At 44.3% G+C, this 16,318-nt stretch carries 11 protein-coding genes; 4 read left to right on the top strand and 7 right to left on the bottom strand.

Annotated features, from left to right (window positions below; all coding sequences use genetic code 11):
• Nucleotides 1–55 precede the first annotated feature (55 nt).
• Together AC3CIA_RS16115 and yccS are read right to left on the bottom strand one after the other, a co-directional pair.
• On the bottom strand, nucleotides 56–241 hold the full coding sequence (locus AC3CIA_RS16115) for a hypothetical protein (RefSeq protein ID WP_004730253.1): 186 nt from the start codon (nucleotides 239–241) through the stop codon (nucleotides 56–58).
• Between the two features lie 332 nt (nucleotides 242–573).
• Nucleotides 574–2,757: a YccS family putative transporter gene (gene yccS, locus AC3CIA_RS16110; protein ID WP_004730255.1), complete on the bottom strand. Its 2,184-nt coding sequence runs from the start codon at nucleotides 2,755–2,757 to the stop codon at nucleotides 574–576.
• Nucleotides 2,758–2,934: 177 nt separating this feature from the next.
• On the opposite strand from yccS, the gene helD reads away from it, so the two are divergent.
• Together helD and AC3CIA_RS16100 are read left to right on the top strand one after the other, a co-directional pair.
• Nucleotides 2,935–5,010 carry a DNA helicase IV gene (gene helD, locus AC3CIA_RS16105; RefSeq protein WP_054547042.1) on the top strand — a complete coding sequence of 692 codons (2,076 nt, stop codon included), beginning with the start codon at nucleotides 2,935–2,937 and terminating at the stop codon, nucleotides 5,008–5,010.
• Between the two features lie 110 nt (nucleotides 5,011–5,120).
• Complete coding sequence (locus AC3CIA_RS16100) at nucleotides 5,121–5,471, top strand: VOC family protein (protein WP_114635495.1); 351 nt, start codon at nucleotides 5,121–5,123, stop codon at nucleotides 5,469–5,471.
• A gap of 109 nt (nucleotides 5,472–5,580) precedes the next feature.
• Here AC3CIA_RS16100 and AC3CIA_RS16095 read toward each other — a convergent pair whose 3' ends face one another.
• The gene (locus tag AC3CIA_RS16095; protein WP_009844869.1) at nucleotides 5,581–6,036 is read right to left on the bottom strand and encodes a methylglyoxal synthase; all 456 of its coding nucleotides are present in this window, start codon (nucleotides 6,034–6,036) and stop codon (nucleotides 5,581–5,583) included.
• Nucleotides 6,037–6,096: 60 nt separating this feature from the next.
• Nucleotides 6,097–7,044, bottom strand: coding sequence for a TMAO reductase system periplasmic protein TorT (gene torT, locus AC3CIA_RS16090; RefSeq protein ID WP_235451164.1), 948 nt, complete (start codon nucleotides 7,042–7,044; stop codon nucleotides 6,097–6,099).
• Here torT and AC3CIA_RS16085 point away from each other — a divergent pair.
• A complete protein-coding gene (locus tag AC3CIA_RS16085; RefSeq protein WP_249633130.1) occupies nucleotides 6,989–7,153 on the top strand; it encodes a hypothetical protein in 165 nt (54 codons plus the stop codon). The two genes, torT and AC3CIA_RS16085, sit on opposite strands and share 56 nt — an antisense overlap.
• A 64-nt stretch (nucleotides 7,154–7,217) precedes the next feature.
• Nucleotides 7,218–10,232 (top strand): TMAO reductase system sensor histidine kinase/response regulator TorS, encoded by a 3,015-nt coding sequence (gene torS, locus AC3CIA_RS16080; protein ID WP_488519233.1) that lies wholly within the window; start codon nucleotides 7,218–7,220, stop codon nucleotides 10,230–10,232.
• A 166-nt stretch (nucleotides 10,233–10,398) separates the two neighbouring features.
• Here the strand turns inward: torS and AC3CIA_RS16075 are convergent, their stop codons facing one another.
• From AC3CIA_RS16075 to AC3CIA_RS16065, 3 genes are all read right to left on the bottom strand, one after another.
• Complete coding sequence (locus AC3CIA_RS16075) at nucleotides 10,399–12,753, bottom strand: fatty acid cis/trans isomerase (protein WP_488519232.1); 2,355 nt, start codon at nucleotides 12,751–12,753, stop codon at nucleotides 10,399–10,401.
• Between the two features lie 157 nt (nucleotides 12,754–12,910).
• Nucleotides 12,911–14,554, bottom strand: coding sequence for a VRR-NUC domain-containing protein (locus AC3CIA_RS16070; RefSeq protein WP_488519231.1), 1,644 nt, complete (start codon nucleotides 14,552–14,554; stop codon nucleotides 12,911–12,913).
• 77 nt (nucleotides 14,555–14,631) lie between these two features.
• Nucleotides 14,632–15,870, bottom strand: a complete 1,239-nt coding sequence (locus AC3CIA_RS16065; protein ID WP_017079765.1) for an L-lactate MFS transporter — start codon at nucleotides 15,868–15,870, stop codon at nucleotides 14,632–14,634.
• Nucleotides 15,871–16,318: the final 448 nt, after the last annotated feature.

The following is a 16,318-nucleotide window of genomic DNA, read 5'->3' as shown; positions in this document are numbered from 1 at the left end:
AGGTGAAATTTACGGTGAAACGGTGAACTTAAGCTAAAATAGTGACGTCTGTCTATTAATTAAACAGGTCATTTAGTGCGTTTAACTCTTCATCAGTAAGCAGAGAAGGCTGGTCCGTCTCAAGGTTGCCGTCGATTTCACCTTGAAGTGCTTTCAATTGCTGTGGGCTAAGAAGCTGTATTTGCTGCTTAAATACTTCAAATTGCTGTGTATTCATAATGTGACCTTTGTTCAAATCCATATGCTCTATAGAGCATAGCCTACTGATTCAGGAAATCAAACAAGATTAAGTGAATATTAAATGAAGTTTGAAGTTTCCTAAAACTAAGACAACTATAAATTTCTGTGGTCGTTTTTTGTCCGAGAAATGTTAGGCAAAGTTATGGTTGGGTCAATCAAAGTCAGAGAATTCCTACAATGTAAAAATCCCCGTATCCCTTGCAATGAAAGGGTAGGTAAGCAATTGCTCTACCCAGTTTGGGGTATGGATAGAGCAATGTATAAATACACTCAATGATCAAAAGGTGAGCGATTGGCGGTATCTTTTTGTTTTTACGGTATTTTGTTTGTTGTTCAAGAAGCTTCTGTTTCAAACGGCTTATCTATCTTTACCTTAACCGCAAACTTGGTCGCTAAGGTATGCAATTCTGGAAGCATTCGATAGATCAAATGCAGCTGTTGTAGAACCATTCTGACAGAACTCTCGTCTTCTTCTCGCCACTCACTCAGACGTTTATCCAGTTCAGGGTCGTAAGCATTTTTCACTTCACACTGTTCTTGGTGGGAGTAGAGTTGATCATTTAGAGCGTCGAGATGTTCGTGTATTACTCTGTGTGCATCTAATACTAGTTTATGTGTCGCTTCATCATCGATACGTGTTCTGTGAGCACCTAGAGCAGAGATATAACTGAGTAGAGCATGATTAAGGGTTAGGAATCGGAAACTCTCATCTTCAGAGGTACGATACTTACCTGGTTCAACCAACATGCTACTGATGGCCGCAGTCAGGTTGGCATCGTTATTGTGTGCACTGCGGCGCGCAATACGGTAATTAAGGGTGTCTTTTTTACCTACACGATACTGGCCAATGATCTGAGCGAGATAGTTCTTATTGGAATCGAGCGCATCTGCCATGACTTTGTGCAATCGCTTTGATTGCCAATCAGGCAACACGTAAATGACAGCAAGTACGGCGAGGGCACAACCGATAAAGGTATCCGCTAGTCTTGGCAGCACCACCGCGTAGCCTTCCCCTAATTGGTTAAAGCAGAAGAGTACAAGCAGCGTTATAAAGCCGGTCGCAAATCCGTAGTTATTGATTCTGAATGCAAAGAACATCACGCCACTGATCACAATGAAAACTAACTGGCTCTCTTGAGACGGGAAGAAGGTCAGTAGTGGTACTCCAATCAACAAGCCTGCAACGGTGCCAATGACACGAGCCGTCAGCTTTTGTCGTGTTGCACTGTAGTTTGGCTGGCATACAAACAGTGTCGTTAACAAGATCCAATAGCCACGCTCTATGTCAAAACCTTGAATGATCCCGTAGCCGAGCGTCAATGTGATTGCCATACGAATCGCATGACGAAACAGCATCGAGTCGGTATTCAGGTTGGCTTTGATCTTGTGCCACATTGCCGTCAAAGTATGAGGGTTGGTATCGTCCAATACATCTTCTTCCAACTTTTCCGCATCCGGGTTACTGATATTCGAGAGCTGCTTCTCGACGGTAGCGAGGTTATTGAATAAGTAATCTAATTGGTTGAGCAGTGATTTCCACTCGGGCTTGTTCTGTTGGTTAAGATGGTTAAGCGAAGACATTAACTCATCAAGTGCTAATACAGATTTATCGCCATGTTGGTATTCAGCTCCGACTTTCAATGAGCTCGCCACTTCTTTACAGGCTGTGGCTTGGGCTTCGAGTAGATACTTGAATCGAAACAACACATCAGAGCGTTCAAAGTGCTTTGCCAGCTCTTGATAGCGGTAGTGGGTAGAGCTCACGCGCTCATGAATGTCTTGTGCGATGAAATAGGTATTTAGGAATCGGTCACTCGGACCATCAATGTGCCCGCGCTTAGATCGGTTAAGCAGTGTTGCTTTACACATGTTGAGTGCATTAACGGTACTGGCGTTTAACTTAGCTTCAATAATGCGATGTGGCTGAGGAATAAGGTCAGATACAGGGTAGAAGAGTTCCGCTTTTGATCCGATGTAATTGCCGATTTGGTCGAACACCGTGGCTAGGTTTTGCTGTACGGGCTGCATCGGCCAGACAATCTGCCAAATCATCGACATGAAGTAGTACCAAGCGGCGCCGGTTAAAAGTAGAAGCGGTTGAAACCAAAGGTTGGTGCTCTCATGGGCGCCGAGCATGGTATAGATAGCAACAAGCAGTGAACCAAACGCGATACTGGCGTATTTAGGGCCTATTGCACCGAGTATAATAAAAGAGAAGGTTGAAACGAAAAGCCCTATCGCGAACAGCCACGGTGTATCGAACAGAATCTCAATAGAGAAGGCTGCAACGGCAAAACAGATAAAGGTTAGCGTGAGTGCTTTCAAACGCCCTGTAAAGCTGTCATCACTTTCGGCAAGAGCCGCAGCAATAACACCTAAGATCAAAGGTGTGATGAGTGTGTTTTGTCCATAATACCAAGCAGGAACCACAACACCGAGTAGAGTGATGAGAATTAGTACGCTGTAATTTATGGTTTTATTCGCCCAATAGAGGCGCAATTTGGCTGAGAAGTCCACAGTCGCTCACTTGACACACTAAAACCATAATCCTAACAGAAATCAAGCACAAGAATTTGATACTTATCCATAATTGCCCCTAGATGGTCATGAAAGCATCGATAAGATGTGAGACATTATTAATTCTCACAGCATCATGATATAAATTCAATATTCCCAATTAGAGAGCACACTCCAATGCAGCTAAGCGCTAACAAGACTGCACAGTTTTTTATTCAAAATGAATATCATCAAGTCGAACTTGATGGTCCACGCCTGCTGTTATCTTCAGTAGGCAGTGAAGAACGAATCCCGTTTACTATTTGGAGTGGCAAGATCGCGATAAAACGCGGATTGTTTTGGGGATCGTTACAGTTCTTTGCTAATCAACAAGATGGCAAACAGCGCAGCTGGTTAGTACAAGGTCTACCTTGGGAACAATGCCGTCAATTTGCACGCGCATCGGTTGCTGCTTATCAGAAGTGGCATGACACTCAATGTGAACAATTGGCTGAACACGTTCCTCAATGGGAAGCTGAATTGACACGTCTTGAGCAACTTCCTGCTTTCCTAGCGCATTCTAAAGTTAAGACTTGGGTCGACATGGTTAACTCAAGTTTAGAAAACATGACGATGACTTTAGAAGAAGCGGCGCAGCGTATGCCAAACCGCATTGCTCGAATGCAGCCATGGTTGTCTGAGACGGAAATTAAGCAAGCCGAAAGAAATCAGCAGTGGTTAGAAACAGAAAGACAAAACTGGGAAGTATTGTTTGCTCAATGTGAATCGTCACCACTCAATTTATCTCAGCAATATGCGGTCTTGATGAATGATGATCACAACCTTATATTAGCGGGCGCTGGCTCGGGTAAAACCAGTGTTCTTACAGCTCGCGTCGCGTATTTACTGCAAAGTCATCAAGCTCAAGCTGAAGAGTTGTTATTGCTCGCATTTGGTCGCGAAGCCGCGGAAGAGATGAAACAGCGCCTTAACAGCAAAATTGGTTTATCAGCAGAGAAGGTGCAAGTGAGTACTTTCCACCAGTTGGGTCTAAAGATCCTTAATCAGGTTGAACCTGAACGTGTGGTTATCTCTCCGTTAGCGCTCGATGACAATCAACGCCAAGCATGGTGCATTGATTGGTTGAAAAAGCACTGGATGACGCCGACTAACTTCAAACGCTGGCAAAAGCACCTGTCTAAGTGGCCAATCGCTTATTTAACAGGTGATGACGAACTTGGTAGTCATGTTTCAAACCTCAAGTTGATTGGTTGGCTTGAAAAGCAGCTTGAGCAGTTGAATGCATCGGGTTTATCGAAGAAGGAAGTACAACAGCAGTTGATTGATCACAGAGACTACACGCGTCTCAACAGCGAGCTTTCACTGTGTTGGCCATGCGTGACAGCATGGCAAAAAGAACTGAAAGAACAGAATCACATCGACTTCTCAATCATGATCAGCCGAGCGACTCAGTATGTCGAAAAAGGCAAGTTTATCTCGCCTTGGAAGTTCATCATGATCGATGAGTATCAAGACATTTCGCCAGATCGCCTTGCCTTGGTTGAGGCACTGTGTAATCAGTCGAAAGCGCAACACCAAGCTTCTATTTTTGCGGTAGGTGATGATTGGCAGTCGATTTACCAGTTTGCGGGCGCAGATGTTGATTTAACGACGGGCTTTAAGGATCGTTTTGAGAGCTCGACGATTCATCACCTAGATACGACTTACCGATTTAACAATCAGTTAGGTGCAGTTGCCAATCGTTTTGTGCAGGAAAACCCGATTCAGCTTCCGAAAGAACTGAACAGCTTCAAACAACAGAAGCAGAAGGCGGTGTACAGTGCGCCAAGCAAAGAAGTTGAGAAGATCCTGGATCAGATTAATAGGCAAGTAAAAGGTAAAGCCAGCAAGTCAGTATTGCTACTTGGACGTAACCATTACCACAAACCAGAATTGCTGGAAGATTGGAAAAAAATCTTCACATCCATCAACATTAATTTTATGACTTGCCACGCCAGTAAAGGCAAAGAAGCAGATTTTGTGATTATTCTTTGTGTTGATGAAGGGCAGTTCCCGACGAAGAAGAAACAGCTGCATATTGATGGCGCATTGACTGAATCATCAGACGCCTTCCCTTATGCAGAAGAGCGTCGTTTATTTTACGTGGCAATGACGCGAGCAAAAGAGAAAGTATGGATCACACACAGTGGCGACGGTTCTGGTTTTGTACAAGAACTGCATGGATCTGATTACCCCGTCGTTCGTAAAAAGTGATGTCACTTGGGGTAATTGTCTAAGATTAGATCTTCAAGCCCGCTACCTATTCTTATTAGGACGTAAGCTATTATCATTAGGAAAAAGGCATAAAGTAGAAGGAATCCGCTATGGAACACGGCTCTATTAACTACATTGAATTTGCTGCGAAAGACATCGCTGCAACTAAGGCGTTTTTCAGCCAAGTGTTTGGTTGGACCTTTGAAGACTATGGCCCTGAGTATTCTGCTTTTGAAGGGAAAGGCTTAATGGGTGGGTTCTATTTAGCGGATCTGGCGTCGAATGCTGAAAGTGGCGCAGCGCTAATGGTTTTCTATAGCGAAGATCTTGAGCAAACCGAGCGTGATGTGATTGATGCTGGTGGTCAGATAAACCGCGAGATATTTAGTTTTCCTGGTGGTAGACGTTTCCATTTTAGAGAGCCAAGTGGCAACGAAATGGCGGTATGGAGTGACAAGTAGCGAGTTAAGACTCTGGTGAACAAAAAGCCTGCGATGAAGCAGGCTTTTAATCTTTGACGTTATCTTGGTTCTTAACGAAGCGATCTGCTTAGTTAAGAGCGCTGAACCATTAAGTTCGCTCAGCTAGGTACGCTTCGTAGTCTGGGATCTCAATGATCACTTCTTCTTCAAGCAGTGAAGAGTTAAATAGGAAATTAGCGGTAGCACGGTTGGTTGCCACTGGGATGTTCCAAACACTTGCGATACGAAGCAGTGCTTTTACATCTGGGTCATGTGGTACGGCATTCAGTGGATCCCAGAAGAAAATCATCATATCGATCTTGCCTTCAGAGATAAGCGCACCAAGTTGTTGGTCACCGCCCATTGGGCCGCTGATCATGCTCTTAATTGCTAGGCCTGTTTCTTTACTGAGTAGAGAACCCGTTGTGCCCGTTGCATAAAGGAAGTGCTTTTGTAGTTTTTCTTTGTTCTCTTTGACCCATCTAAGTAGCTCAGGTTTGAAATGGTCATGAGCGACCAAAGCGATATTCTTATGCGTTGGCATAGTACGCGTCGTTTTTTGCATGAATGTTCCCTAAATGATTGTTTCGTTTTTATTGTTTTGAGTTCTTCAACCAATATAGCACTAAGGATTCACACTGAATACCGGACGAAACTCAGAAGGTGACAATGAGTCGGCGATAATTTGATCTTTGAGTGTTGCAGGTGTCAGTGCTTCAATTATGGGAGCACTGTGTTTTTCATAAGGTTGACCGCGTAAGTAACTGGTGGCTTGTTTTACCGATAAGCGACCTTGCTCAACCATTTTATCTGTTGGTGCAAAAAGCACCTTGTTACGAAGCAAGCCACGGTAGGTTCCGTGACTTAGGTAACTTGAAATTAATCCAATTTCTTTGGTTTTACCGGCTGCTCTCAGCTCACTTATCGCAGCTTCAATCGCGACTGCGCTTCCGACAATATATTGAATATCCGGCTGCTCGATGACTTGTTGTACTAAGTTTCTTTGCAGTTCTTTATCGTTGTCTGCCCAATAGCTTATCGCAATTTTGATATCGCTCGATTTGATTGCATCATAAAACCCAAGAGCTACAGGCTTAGTACCGCCACTTGATTGTGGGCCAAGTAACAAGGCGATAGGTGTTTCGCCTGATCCTTTCGGATGTCGTTTCGACAAAAACTCTCCGACTTGAAATCCCATTTGATACCAGTCGACACCGACCGTGCCTTTCAATACCTTTTGTTGTTCTTCATTGACGGTCAACTCATTCACAGTAGCAAACACAGGGGTAGAGCCAACCCAATCCGTAAGATTGTCATGGTAAGCATCGGGTGAAACTGTGCCTAAAATAATGGCGTCGGCTCCCCATTGTGTGCAAAGCACCAGCTGTGAGGCTTGCTTACCAATGTTTGGGTACCCGCCAGCTTCTAATACTCTTAGCTCAACTTGCTGCTTTTCTGCTTCAGAGACCATGCCGTAGTTAACAGACAACCAGTAAGAATCCTTTAGGTGCGGATAAATGGCACAAATTTTCTCTTTATGTGATGTCGCTTCGGCAGGTTTTATTGGGCTCAAAGGCTCGCTAGCACTCGCGACAGAGGTTACTGTGGCCAGTAGTGTGAGAATGATTTTTGAAGCTAAAGGTCTAGATAGCATGAATTGCCGTTTTATTGGTTTTAGATAAGAAACACTGCAAAATATAGCGTATTCTGCATGGGTAAAGAAGAACGTTTTAAGGTTTAAAGTTTATGTTGTTAGCCTCAGCGAGTATTGGACGCAAGCTACTAGCCTCATTCTTAGTGATGGCACTGTTGGTTCTATTGTCTGCATTGATCGGTGTTTCTGGTTTTAGCTTTGTAGCAAAAACGGAAAGAAACGTCGTCGATTCAGCGCTTCCTGCCATGATCGAAGCTCGTCAAGTTTCTGAGTTGAGTAACCGTATTATTTCGTCGGTACAAACGCTTTCTAATGCGAGAAACGAGGCCGAACGAAAAGAGGCTGGCACTGTGTTGTTTGACCAGCTTGAAGCACTTCTTCAACATATCAAAGAGCTTGGTGTCGACAGTTTTGATTCGCAACTTCTCAATAAACTCGAAAACAATGTTCAAAGCGTTATTAACACACTGGCTGAACTGGGTGTCTCGGTCGAACGTAAGCTTTGGTTAAGCAAGGAATTGACGTCTCGTGTTGAAGAGATGCGCTTACTTGCCGAAGAGTTAGAGCAGCTCACGCGAACCCAAGTGCTGAATACTGCCACCATTGCGGTTGCTAACGTAACGCACATCTACGACCTGCTAGAAACCAAAGAAACCGATAGAGCCTACCAAGCCTTAGACGCACTTGTTGAAGTTGATCTTGATTTGTCTGAGCGTCTGCACGAATTGCATTTGCTGGCGTTCAAGATGCTCAATCAAATTGAAGAAACTCAGACTGTCACCAACGTTGAACGTATTCATCAAATCCAGTCTGAGTTCGAATCCAACCTAAGAATCATGGCGCGCCGCGTTAAAGCGGTGGAAGATCCGACTCGTTCTGCGCAGATGTCTCAGTTGCTTGAAGAGTTGAGAAAACGCCAGGTCGTGTTCGATATCTCGCTAGAACAATATGAGAACACCAAAAAGTCAGAGTTTCTGATGCAAAATACGTTGGAGCTGTTCTCTCAGCTGAATACAACGGTTAACCAACTGGTTGATGATTCAAACCGAAGCACAAAAAAAGCGGTTGATGAGCTAACGTCAACCTTGAACTTGGCTCAATGGTCGCTGTCTGTGATTTCGGTTATTGGTTTGGTTATCGTCGCATTTATCGTTTGGCGAGTGGTTTATATTTCGGTTGTCAAACGCCTTACTGAATACTCATCGGCCTTGATGTCTATCGCACAAGGTCGCCTGAATATTGATATCTCGGTTAAGGGTAATGATGAGTTGGCTCATATGGGCGAGGCAATCATCACCGCCAGAAACACAGCGCAAGCACTACAAGTGGTCGCGGTTGGCGAAGCTAAGGCAAAACGTGAGCTCGAAGAGCACAAAGAGCACTTAGAAGAGTTGGTCACAGACCGAACCTATCAGCTGCAAAAGACCAATGAGAAGTTGAATGTCGAGGTGGGTAACCACGCTAAAGCTCGCAATGCGGCAGAACAAGCAAGCCGTGCCAAGTCTGCTTTCCTCGCGACGATGAGCCATGAAATACGAACGCCTATGAATGGCGTATTAGGTACGGCTCGATTGCTTAAAGATACCGGCTTAGACCCGCTGCAATCAGGCTATGCGGACATCATTAACCGCAGTGGTAAGAATCTACTCGCTATTTTGAATGACGTGCTGGACTATTCAAAGATAGAAGCGGGACATTTAGAAATACGCGCGGCTTCTTTCGACCTTTACCAGATGGTTCAAGATACTTATCAGTTAATGGAAGGGCGCGCCGCTGAGAAGAAGCTTAACTTTGATTTTCATATCGAAAGTGACGTGCAACGCTATTGGCGTGGTGACGTCACTCGAATCAGTCAAATATTGAATAACTTGGTCGGTAACGCGATTAAGTTTACGGAAAGTGGCTCGGTCGATATCTTTATCAGCTTAGATATCGAAGATGAAAATCGAGTGATGTTTGAAGTGTCAGATACCGGTGTCGGTATTGATGCAAGTGAACAGGCGTGTTTGTTTGATGCCTTTACTCAAACCGACAGCGGTCGCAACAAAACCGGTGGCACAGGGCTTGGATTGGCGATCAGTAAAAGCATCATGTTGGCAATGAATGGGGATATTGGCGTTCATTCGGAAGAAGGCGAGGGCAGTCAGTTTTGGTTCTCATTGCCACTTGAAGTAGGTGAGAAAATTGAAACTAAAGCAACGGTCATTGAAGCTTGCATCCGAGCGAAGGTACTTCTGGTTGAAGACAACCCTGTGAACTGTATTGTTGCTGAAGGCTTTTTGAATAACCTGGGTCACGATGTTGTAATAGCGACAACCGGACAAGAAGCGAGAGCCATATTCAGTGAGCAAGAGTTTGATATTGCGCTGGTGGACATTAACTTACCGGACTGCGATGGCGTCGAGTTAATTCAACAACTCAAAGACGATGCGCTTCAGCATGAGCATGAAGAAAACGTAACACGCAAAGTACCACCAATGATCGCAGTATCGGCTCACGTGTTTAACGAGGAAGTGGAAAGCTACTTGTCGTCTGGCTTTGATGGCTTTTTGCCTAAGCCGCTAGAGAAAGAGGCACTTTCTCAGCTCATTGTTGCTCAACTCGATGGTAAAACACTATTGTTGCCACAGCCCGATCCAAACGATGCTGTTTGTAAGCAAAATGGTAATCGTATGATTAATGCTAACAGTGATGAGTGCTCGACACAGATGGTAGATGTTTTAGCCAAGTACACGACGACAACGGATTCCCAAGATGAAGGAGGCACTCCAGTGAAACTGATTGATTCCCAAGTGATAGAGGGTGACCTATCGATTCTTGGATTGGATAAAATGAAACAGATCGTTGTGCTGTTCGAGGAGAGCAGTAACCTTACCTTGAATGAATTAGTCGAGGCAAGCGAAGCCGATAACGGACGAGAAGTGAAATCTTTGGCGCACAAGCTGAAAGGCTCGGCGGGCAGTTTGGGTTTATTAGCACTGTACAATTTGTGTCAGAGCATCGAAGCAAGCGAAGAACCATTATTGCAGTACCGAGATAACGACCACGCTTTATCTGAATTGGTTAAACACTCGTTAGAGGCGTTACTAACTTATGTTTCTGCCTAATGACGAGAGCTTGCTTTAAACTTGATCTAATTAACAAGTCAAAAAAATCCTCTGAACGAATATTCGTCAGAGGATTTTTTATACCGTGCAAGTCAGCGCTCTTTATGAAAGGCTAACCATTCCAGCTAACCAAGGCTCAAGAGCTCGAACTAAGGCTTATCGCTTACTATCTATTCTCAAAGCGGTTGTAATCCAGCAAGCCAAACTCGATCGGTTGGTCTTGTTGATACCAACGATGAACTCGGTCACTGAACGGCCAGAACTCGCTAGAACTGCGTCGTACCGCAAACTTATCCAGCAGCGCCACGTAATCTTCTTCTGTGTTTAAATTTTGCAGAGTTTTCACCAGAGTCGGTATCTCGCTTTCGGTTAAAGACAGGTAGGCGGCAGGGTAGCTACCGACAACGCCTCGTACGAGCGTTAAGTCATCATTGGCGTAATCTCTGTTACCTTCTTCATTAAACAAGCTTGAAATGTTGCTGTGAGCGTTATTGTGAATCATGGTGAACAGCTGCTCTTCGCCATTTTCGCCTTCAATCATGATCATCACTAACTGAGGAACATGATGCAGGCCGACTCCCTTTATCAAATTCACTTGGTTAAGCAGTGCTTCGTTCTTTCGACCAAAACCTGTTTCGACAATATCAAAACGACTATCGAGGACAGGCGCGAGCTTATCTTTGATCATATTGAGCAGTTCACGCTTAGGATCGGCCGTTTTGTAAACCACACTTGTTGGTTGGTCGAAAGGGGCGATATTGCGTTGCAAGTAATCGCTCAGTTGTGCACTTTGGTTTTTGTACCAGCTTGAGTGTTCAATATGGCGAACATCTTTAGGAAGAAGGGTTAAGAAGTTACTTTCACCCTCAAGGCGCAAGAAGTCCATAAACATACGCGTAATCAGCTGGTGGCCGAAGTTTCCGTACACATCGAAGCCTGCTACAAGAAGGTAATGAATGCGCTCTAGTAAGGCGTAATCAAGGATCCATGCTGTCTTAGGCTGTGAACCAACTAAACCCTGAACAACAGAAGCGCTATCGAAGTGTCTAAAGATAGTGAGAGCGGCATTTTGGTTGATGCCATCGCCATCCCAAATTATACCGGTGTCTAGGTTCACGCCACTATCGAACCATTGGTTGGTGAAGTCTGATTTCGCATTTAGGTATCGAGCCTGTTGCTTAGAGTAGCGCACCCAGTTAGTCGCTGGTACGGTGTTACTTTTCAGTTCACTGGGGAGTTTTAAGTTTTTCTTCTGGCTGGCGTAGAAAGCGTTTATTTCTGGTAAATCGGCTTTCTCTGGATCAATGAAGAAAACCCAAAAACGGTCGTTAATCACATTCAAGGCAAGTTGACCACGACACACCGGCCCTTTGATAAAAGCCATGATGGTGTTTTGCGCATTGTCCAACATGAAATGAAAGCGCGAGTTCACTGGCAGCGCTTCAAACGAAGTCATAGGGTTAGCTGCGACATCAATGTTGTAGCTAGGAAGTTGTTTCACAGAGTAATTAGCATCGACAAACCAAGTGTTCCACTTTTGTAGTCGCTCTTTATTGAGTGCGAAAGGCATGTGCGTTTTGTCGACGATGGTGCCTTGTTCTGGAATCAGGCGGTAGTAAACACGTTCTACTTTTGGATCGTCGTAAGGGCGACGAGTCGTGATGCGTTGCACCGCTTCACCTGGAGGCGTTGCAGAGCGAACAAGGGTGAAGAAACGCGTTGGTTGCGCCAAATCAGAGAAGTAGATGTGCGATAGAAACAGGTGCTCATAGATGTAACGTGCTGAAAGTTGGCTTTTATTGTCACTCTTATTTAAAAAGCTTTCGTAGACATTAACGAGCTCTTGTTCCGCATCATTCAGTGGAATGTGGTCGTTCATTAACGCGCCATTTTCCAACCAACTCATTAAAGTCGCGTATTCTGTTTTATCTAAATTCGGCATCCCATAAGGCATTCCCCAAGTTGGGTAATCTCTCTCGTATTGGGCATACTCCTCAATAGTTGGGCACTGTTGGTCGCGGTCGGTTGAAAAGTCGAAACCTTCAAGCTGGGTTTGATCTGGAAGTGGGTGGTTCTCTTTTTGGACCAACATTCGTGAAACAAGACCAGCATCCAGGTTAGCCGTTGAGTTCTGCATACGTTCGTTGAGAACTGGATGAAAATCCGCATCGCGCCACTCTTGTATGGTTAAAGCATCTTCAAACAAGCGAGTAGGGGCTGAGGCGGTTAAACGGGTGCCTTGATAAACGAGTGCCTTACTCGCACCTCGGTCGATACCTTCTACCGAAGACATTTTTAGCTGGCAAGGTGCGTCATAGCAAGCGTGACAAACCACACATCGGTTATCAATGATGGGCTTCACTTCATCAATGAAGTGCTGTGCTTGAGCCGACAGAATAGGTGCTTGGCGATCGCGAACTTGTTGTTTACCAAACAGCTCGTCGAAGTTTAAACCTGCGTAGACGGCACAACCTGAGAAGACGCTAATAAAAGCTAAAATGAAGAGTTTTTTCAAATTCATACGTATTTATATATTAAGCATTTTCTCTAATTATATCGAAAATGATTGAAAATGCTCATGTTCTAACAATCTTATAGATAAGATCTTGATGGGGCTGAGCAACTTATCGAGGTGAGTCACTCACCCTAGGTTGGAATTTGGAGTGTCGACTTAAGGCTTACTGGTTGATGTAACAAACAGAGAAAGGGACAGATAATCGCTCAAACTCTTTGATCCAGCGCCATTGGTTGTCTTGCAGTTTGTCTCCGGGGCCTTTGACTTCAACCCAATGAAACTCTTTGTCCTTGAATGTAATCAAATCGGGCATCCCAGTTCTAAATAGCTTCAAATCACTCAATATCACTTTGAAAAGATCAACAATCAAGGCGTTGGGAATAGCCTCCATACTGTGCTCGACGAGTGATCTGGGGAAGTAGTTCCAATTAACAAATGGATTGGCGATACCGCGCTTCTGGTCATATATATTGAGTAAGTGGTTCAGCCCATGCTTGAATATAGTCTGAAACACCGCTTCGACCTGTTCGGCTCGCTTGTCTACAAAATCGGAATGGTACAGATCCAGTGGTCGATGTTGGTATCGATTGATAAAGGCGCCTTCAACATCTGCAAAAATGACCTCCCAAAAGGCTAAACCAAATAAGCCACATAGAAAACTGTTCTCAGAGAAGTAAACATCCCATCCTTGGCTTTCAAAGTGTTGCTTTACTGCAAGCTCAACTCGCGTTTGGCTGAGGTCTAATTCCAGCTTTATCTCTTTGCAGCTCGGTTTTATGGTTCGTGAAACTTTGTGCCCCTGTTTCCGCAGTAGCCTGTCTTCAAGCTTAATAGCGACTTCCAACTCTGACACATCCGATGGAGCAGCTTTCATTTGCGTGACAATGTCACACATTAAGTCTAGCTCACTTTGTTTGTCGTAGATGCGAGCAAGTCGCTCTCTGCTGGGTGGAAGTATAGATTGCTTGAACCAAAAGACAGCTTGGTCGTTTAGGTTAAGCCTTTCAAGATCGCGAGCAATATCATTGATCAAACGCGATCGTTTTCTGGCAATGCTTCTTTGTTCTGATTCCGCAGGTATCGACTGTAAAAGCTGCTCAAGAAACTCACTGTCTTTGCGGTCTCCTTCTGAATACAAGCGTTGAACATCGCGCATCTGGAGCAATTGATTGAGTTGCTCTCTGGAAGTGAAGAAGCGGCGCTGCTTGCTTAATGAATAGTTCTCAAAGGTATTGAGCCCAAGATCGCTTAAGACGAATTGGCTTAAGTCTTGATAGGTGTTGGCAAAGAACAGCAACAGTAATACATCGATAACTTCAGATTCGGCAACGTAAATACAATCGAATGCTAGGCTTTGGAACTGATCAAAAGGTTGGTGATCGAGTAACGCCAAGAGTTCGTCTTTCTTCGCGGTTTTGTTGCTCTTAAAGGCAGGGAATACATTCAACAGCTCTGGTTTGGTGAGCAAGTGCAATCCGAGTTCGACATTGCTAACGACAAGGTCATGTCGCTCGGCGGGATGACTCAACGCAATAAAGCCTGCGGTGCTTAGCTCTTGTAGTGCGGTATTCAAATCAGAAATCTCAACATAGTTGAGTTTATCGCTGCGAAACCAACGGCCTTTACGAGAAAGTAAACGAACCATCAAACATTGGCTAGGTTCAGAAAGACGTGTGTATTCAGATAACCAACGACATTCATCGTCACTCAGAAGATCGGGATAGAGTGTTTGAGCGTGTTCAATCAGTCGATTGAAGTTGTCGAGATAATAAGTAGGGGGGAGCTGAAGAGTGGTTTCTATCGTCAATGGGTAGTCGCTTGATACAAAAAGAGCCTAACCCTAAGGTTAAGCTCTTCAGTAACAAATTCAATCTTTTCTGATGATTAAGCTTGAGATGCTTTTAGTTCAGACACTTTAGCTTCAGAGATTGGCTTGGTGACGATTGCAAGAACAATACACACTGCCATCATAGCTGCAGAGATTGTGTAAGCTAGGCCGTAACCTTCGCCGTTTGTCATTGAGTAACCAACAACAGCTGCACCGATAGCGCCGCCGATACCCCATGCCGTGTAAAGCACGCCGTAGTTAGTACCGTAGTTTTTCAGGCCGTAGAACTCAGCAGTAAGTGTTGGGAATACTGCTAGAAGCGTACCGTAACCAACAGCTGCGATAGCCGTGCCAATGATTAGCGTGAATTCAGAGTTGAACGTAGCGAATAGAGCCATGTTCGCGCCTTGAAGGATGAACGCTAGAAGTAGAGTACGTACGCCACCGATTTTATCTGCAAGCATACCTGCAGCAACACGGCCGCCTGAGTTGAATACAGCAAGGATAGACGCTAGGTAAACCGCGTTTGGTAGGTTCGCTTGAACGCTAGCAATCGTAGTGATGTTACCGATGATCATAAGACCAACAGAAGCTGCAAATGCGTACATGATCCATAGAGAGTAGAACTGAGGAGTCTTCAGCATTACTTTCCACGTTAGGTCTTCAGTCTTCTTAACTGCCTTAGGTGCTTGGCCTGCTTTTACTTTAGGCTCAGCTGGCGTGTAATCCGCTGGTGGGTTGTTGATTGTTGCTGCTAGAGGTACTGCAATCGCAAGCACGCCGGCACCAAGAATCATAAAGCTTGTTTGAATACCCATGCTGTCGATTAGCGCAGAAGTGAGTGGTGCTAGGTAAATAGCAGCAAGACCAAAACCTGCAGCGATTAGACCGTTAACCATACCTTTCTTAGAAGAATGGAACCATTTCATTGCTGATGGCGAAAGACATGCGTAGCCAAAGCCGATACCAGCACCTGTCATCACACCAAACGTTAGATTTAGCATCATAGGAGTCGTAGCGAAACCAGAAGCAATCATACCGAGGCCAGTAAGCGCTGTACCTAAGATAAGGATCTTACGTGGACCCATACGGTCTTGTAGGATGCCCGCAACAAGAAGACAAACAGAGAATGTGATAGTTGCAATAGCGTAAGGTGCAGATGCTTCAGCAGCACTCCAACCAGCTTCGGTGACTAGCGCCTTGTTAAATACACTCCAAGCATACAGGATGCCAAGACAAAGGTTGATACAGAAGCCTGCTAGCAGGATACGTGATGCTTTATCAATCTTGCTCATTTTTATTCTCAGTTTTGTCGTTGGCTAGTGGTGAGCCACTTAACTAAAGACGGGTTATTGTGATTGTTTCTTCAAAATTAGTTTGCGTTTATCAACAGACAGCGCAAAAGAGCGCGGATTATAACCAATAAAAATGTGATTGGAATCTCTTTTTCTATTTTTGGTAAATAAACTCAAACTTGTTAATGAGTTGTTTTTTATTAGTTTTGCAATTGTATTTAATACCTTTCTGTTTTGTTCTTTTTAACGTGGCGAGCCTATTTTTTAAGGTGTTCTTCGATAAGTATTTCTGAATTGCCACGTATTCCGTGCGGATATCACAGAGTTACGAATTATTTTAATTATTTTCTAAGGTTAATTTTGTGTAACAAAATAAATCGAAGTGGAGCTTTATCCATATGAGACAAGGAGTAACGGAGTTCTATTAAAAACAAAATGTTAACCAGTT

The sequence above is a fragment of the Vibrio sp. QJM3NY_27 genome (genome assembly GCF_057785955.1).
This window is presented reverse-complemented; position numbering and strand designations above follow the sequence as displayed.

Coding starts and splice junctions, on each gene's coding strand:
- AC3CIA_RS16115 (WP_004730253.1), bottom strand. CDS start 241: ATGGATTTGAACAAAGGTCACATTATGAATACACAGCAATTTGAAGTA.
- AC3CIA_RS16075 (WP_488519232.1), bottom strand. CDS start 12,753: ATGAATTTGAAAAAACTCTTCATTTTAGCTTTTATTAGCGTCTTCTCA.
- AC3CIA_RS16065 (WP_017079765.1), bottom strand. CDS start 15,870: ATGAGCAAGATTGATAAAGCATCACGTATCCTGCTAGCAGGCTTCTGT.
- AC3CIA_RS16095 (WP_009844869.1), bottom strand. CDS start 6,036: ATGCAAAAAACGACGCGTACTATGCCAACGCATAAGAATATCGCTTTG.
- helD (WP_054547042.1), top strand. CDS start 2,935: ATGCAGCTAAGCGCTAACAAGACTGCACAGTTTTTTATTCAAAATGAA.
- torS (WP_488519233.1), top strand. CDS start 7,218: ATGTTGTTAGCCTCAGCGAGTATTGGACGCAAGCTACTAGCCTCATTC.
- AC3CIA_RS16085 (WP_249633130.1), top strand. CDS start 6,989: ATGGCACAAATTTTCTCTTTATGTGATGTCGCTTCGGCAGGTTTTATT.
- AC3CIA_RS16100 (WP_114635495.1), top strand. CDS start 5,121: ATGGAACACGGCTCTATTAACTACATTGAATTTGCTGCGAAAGACATC.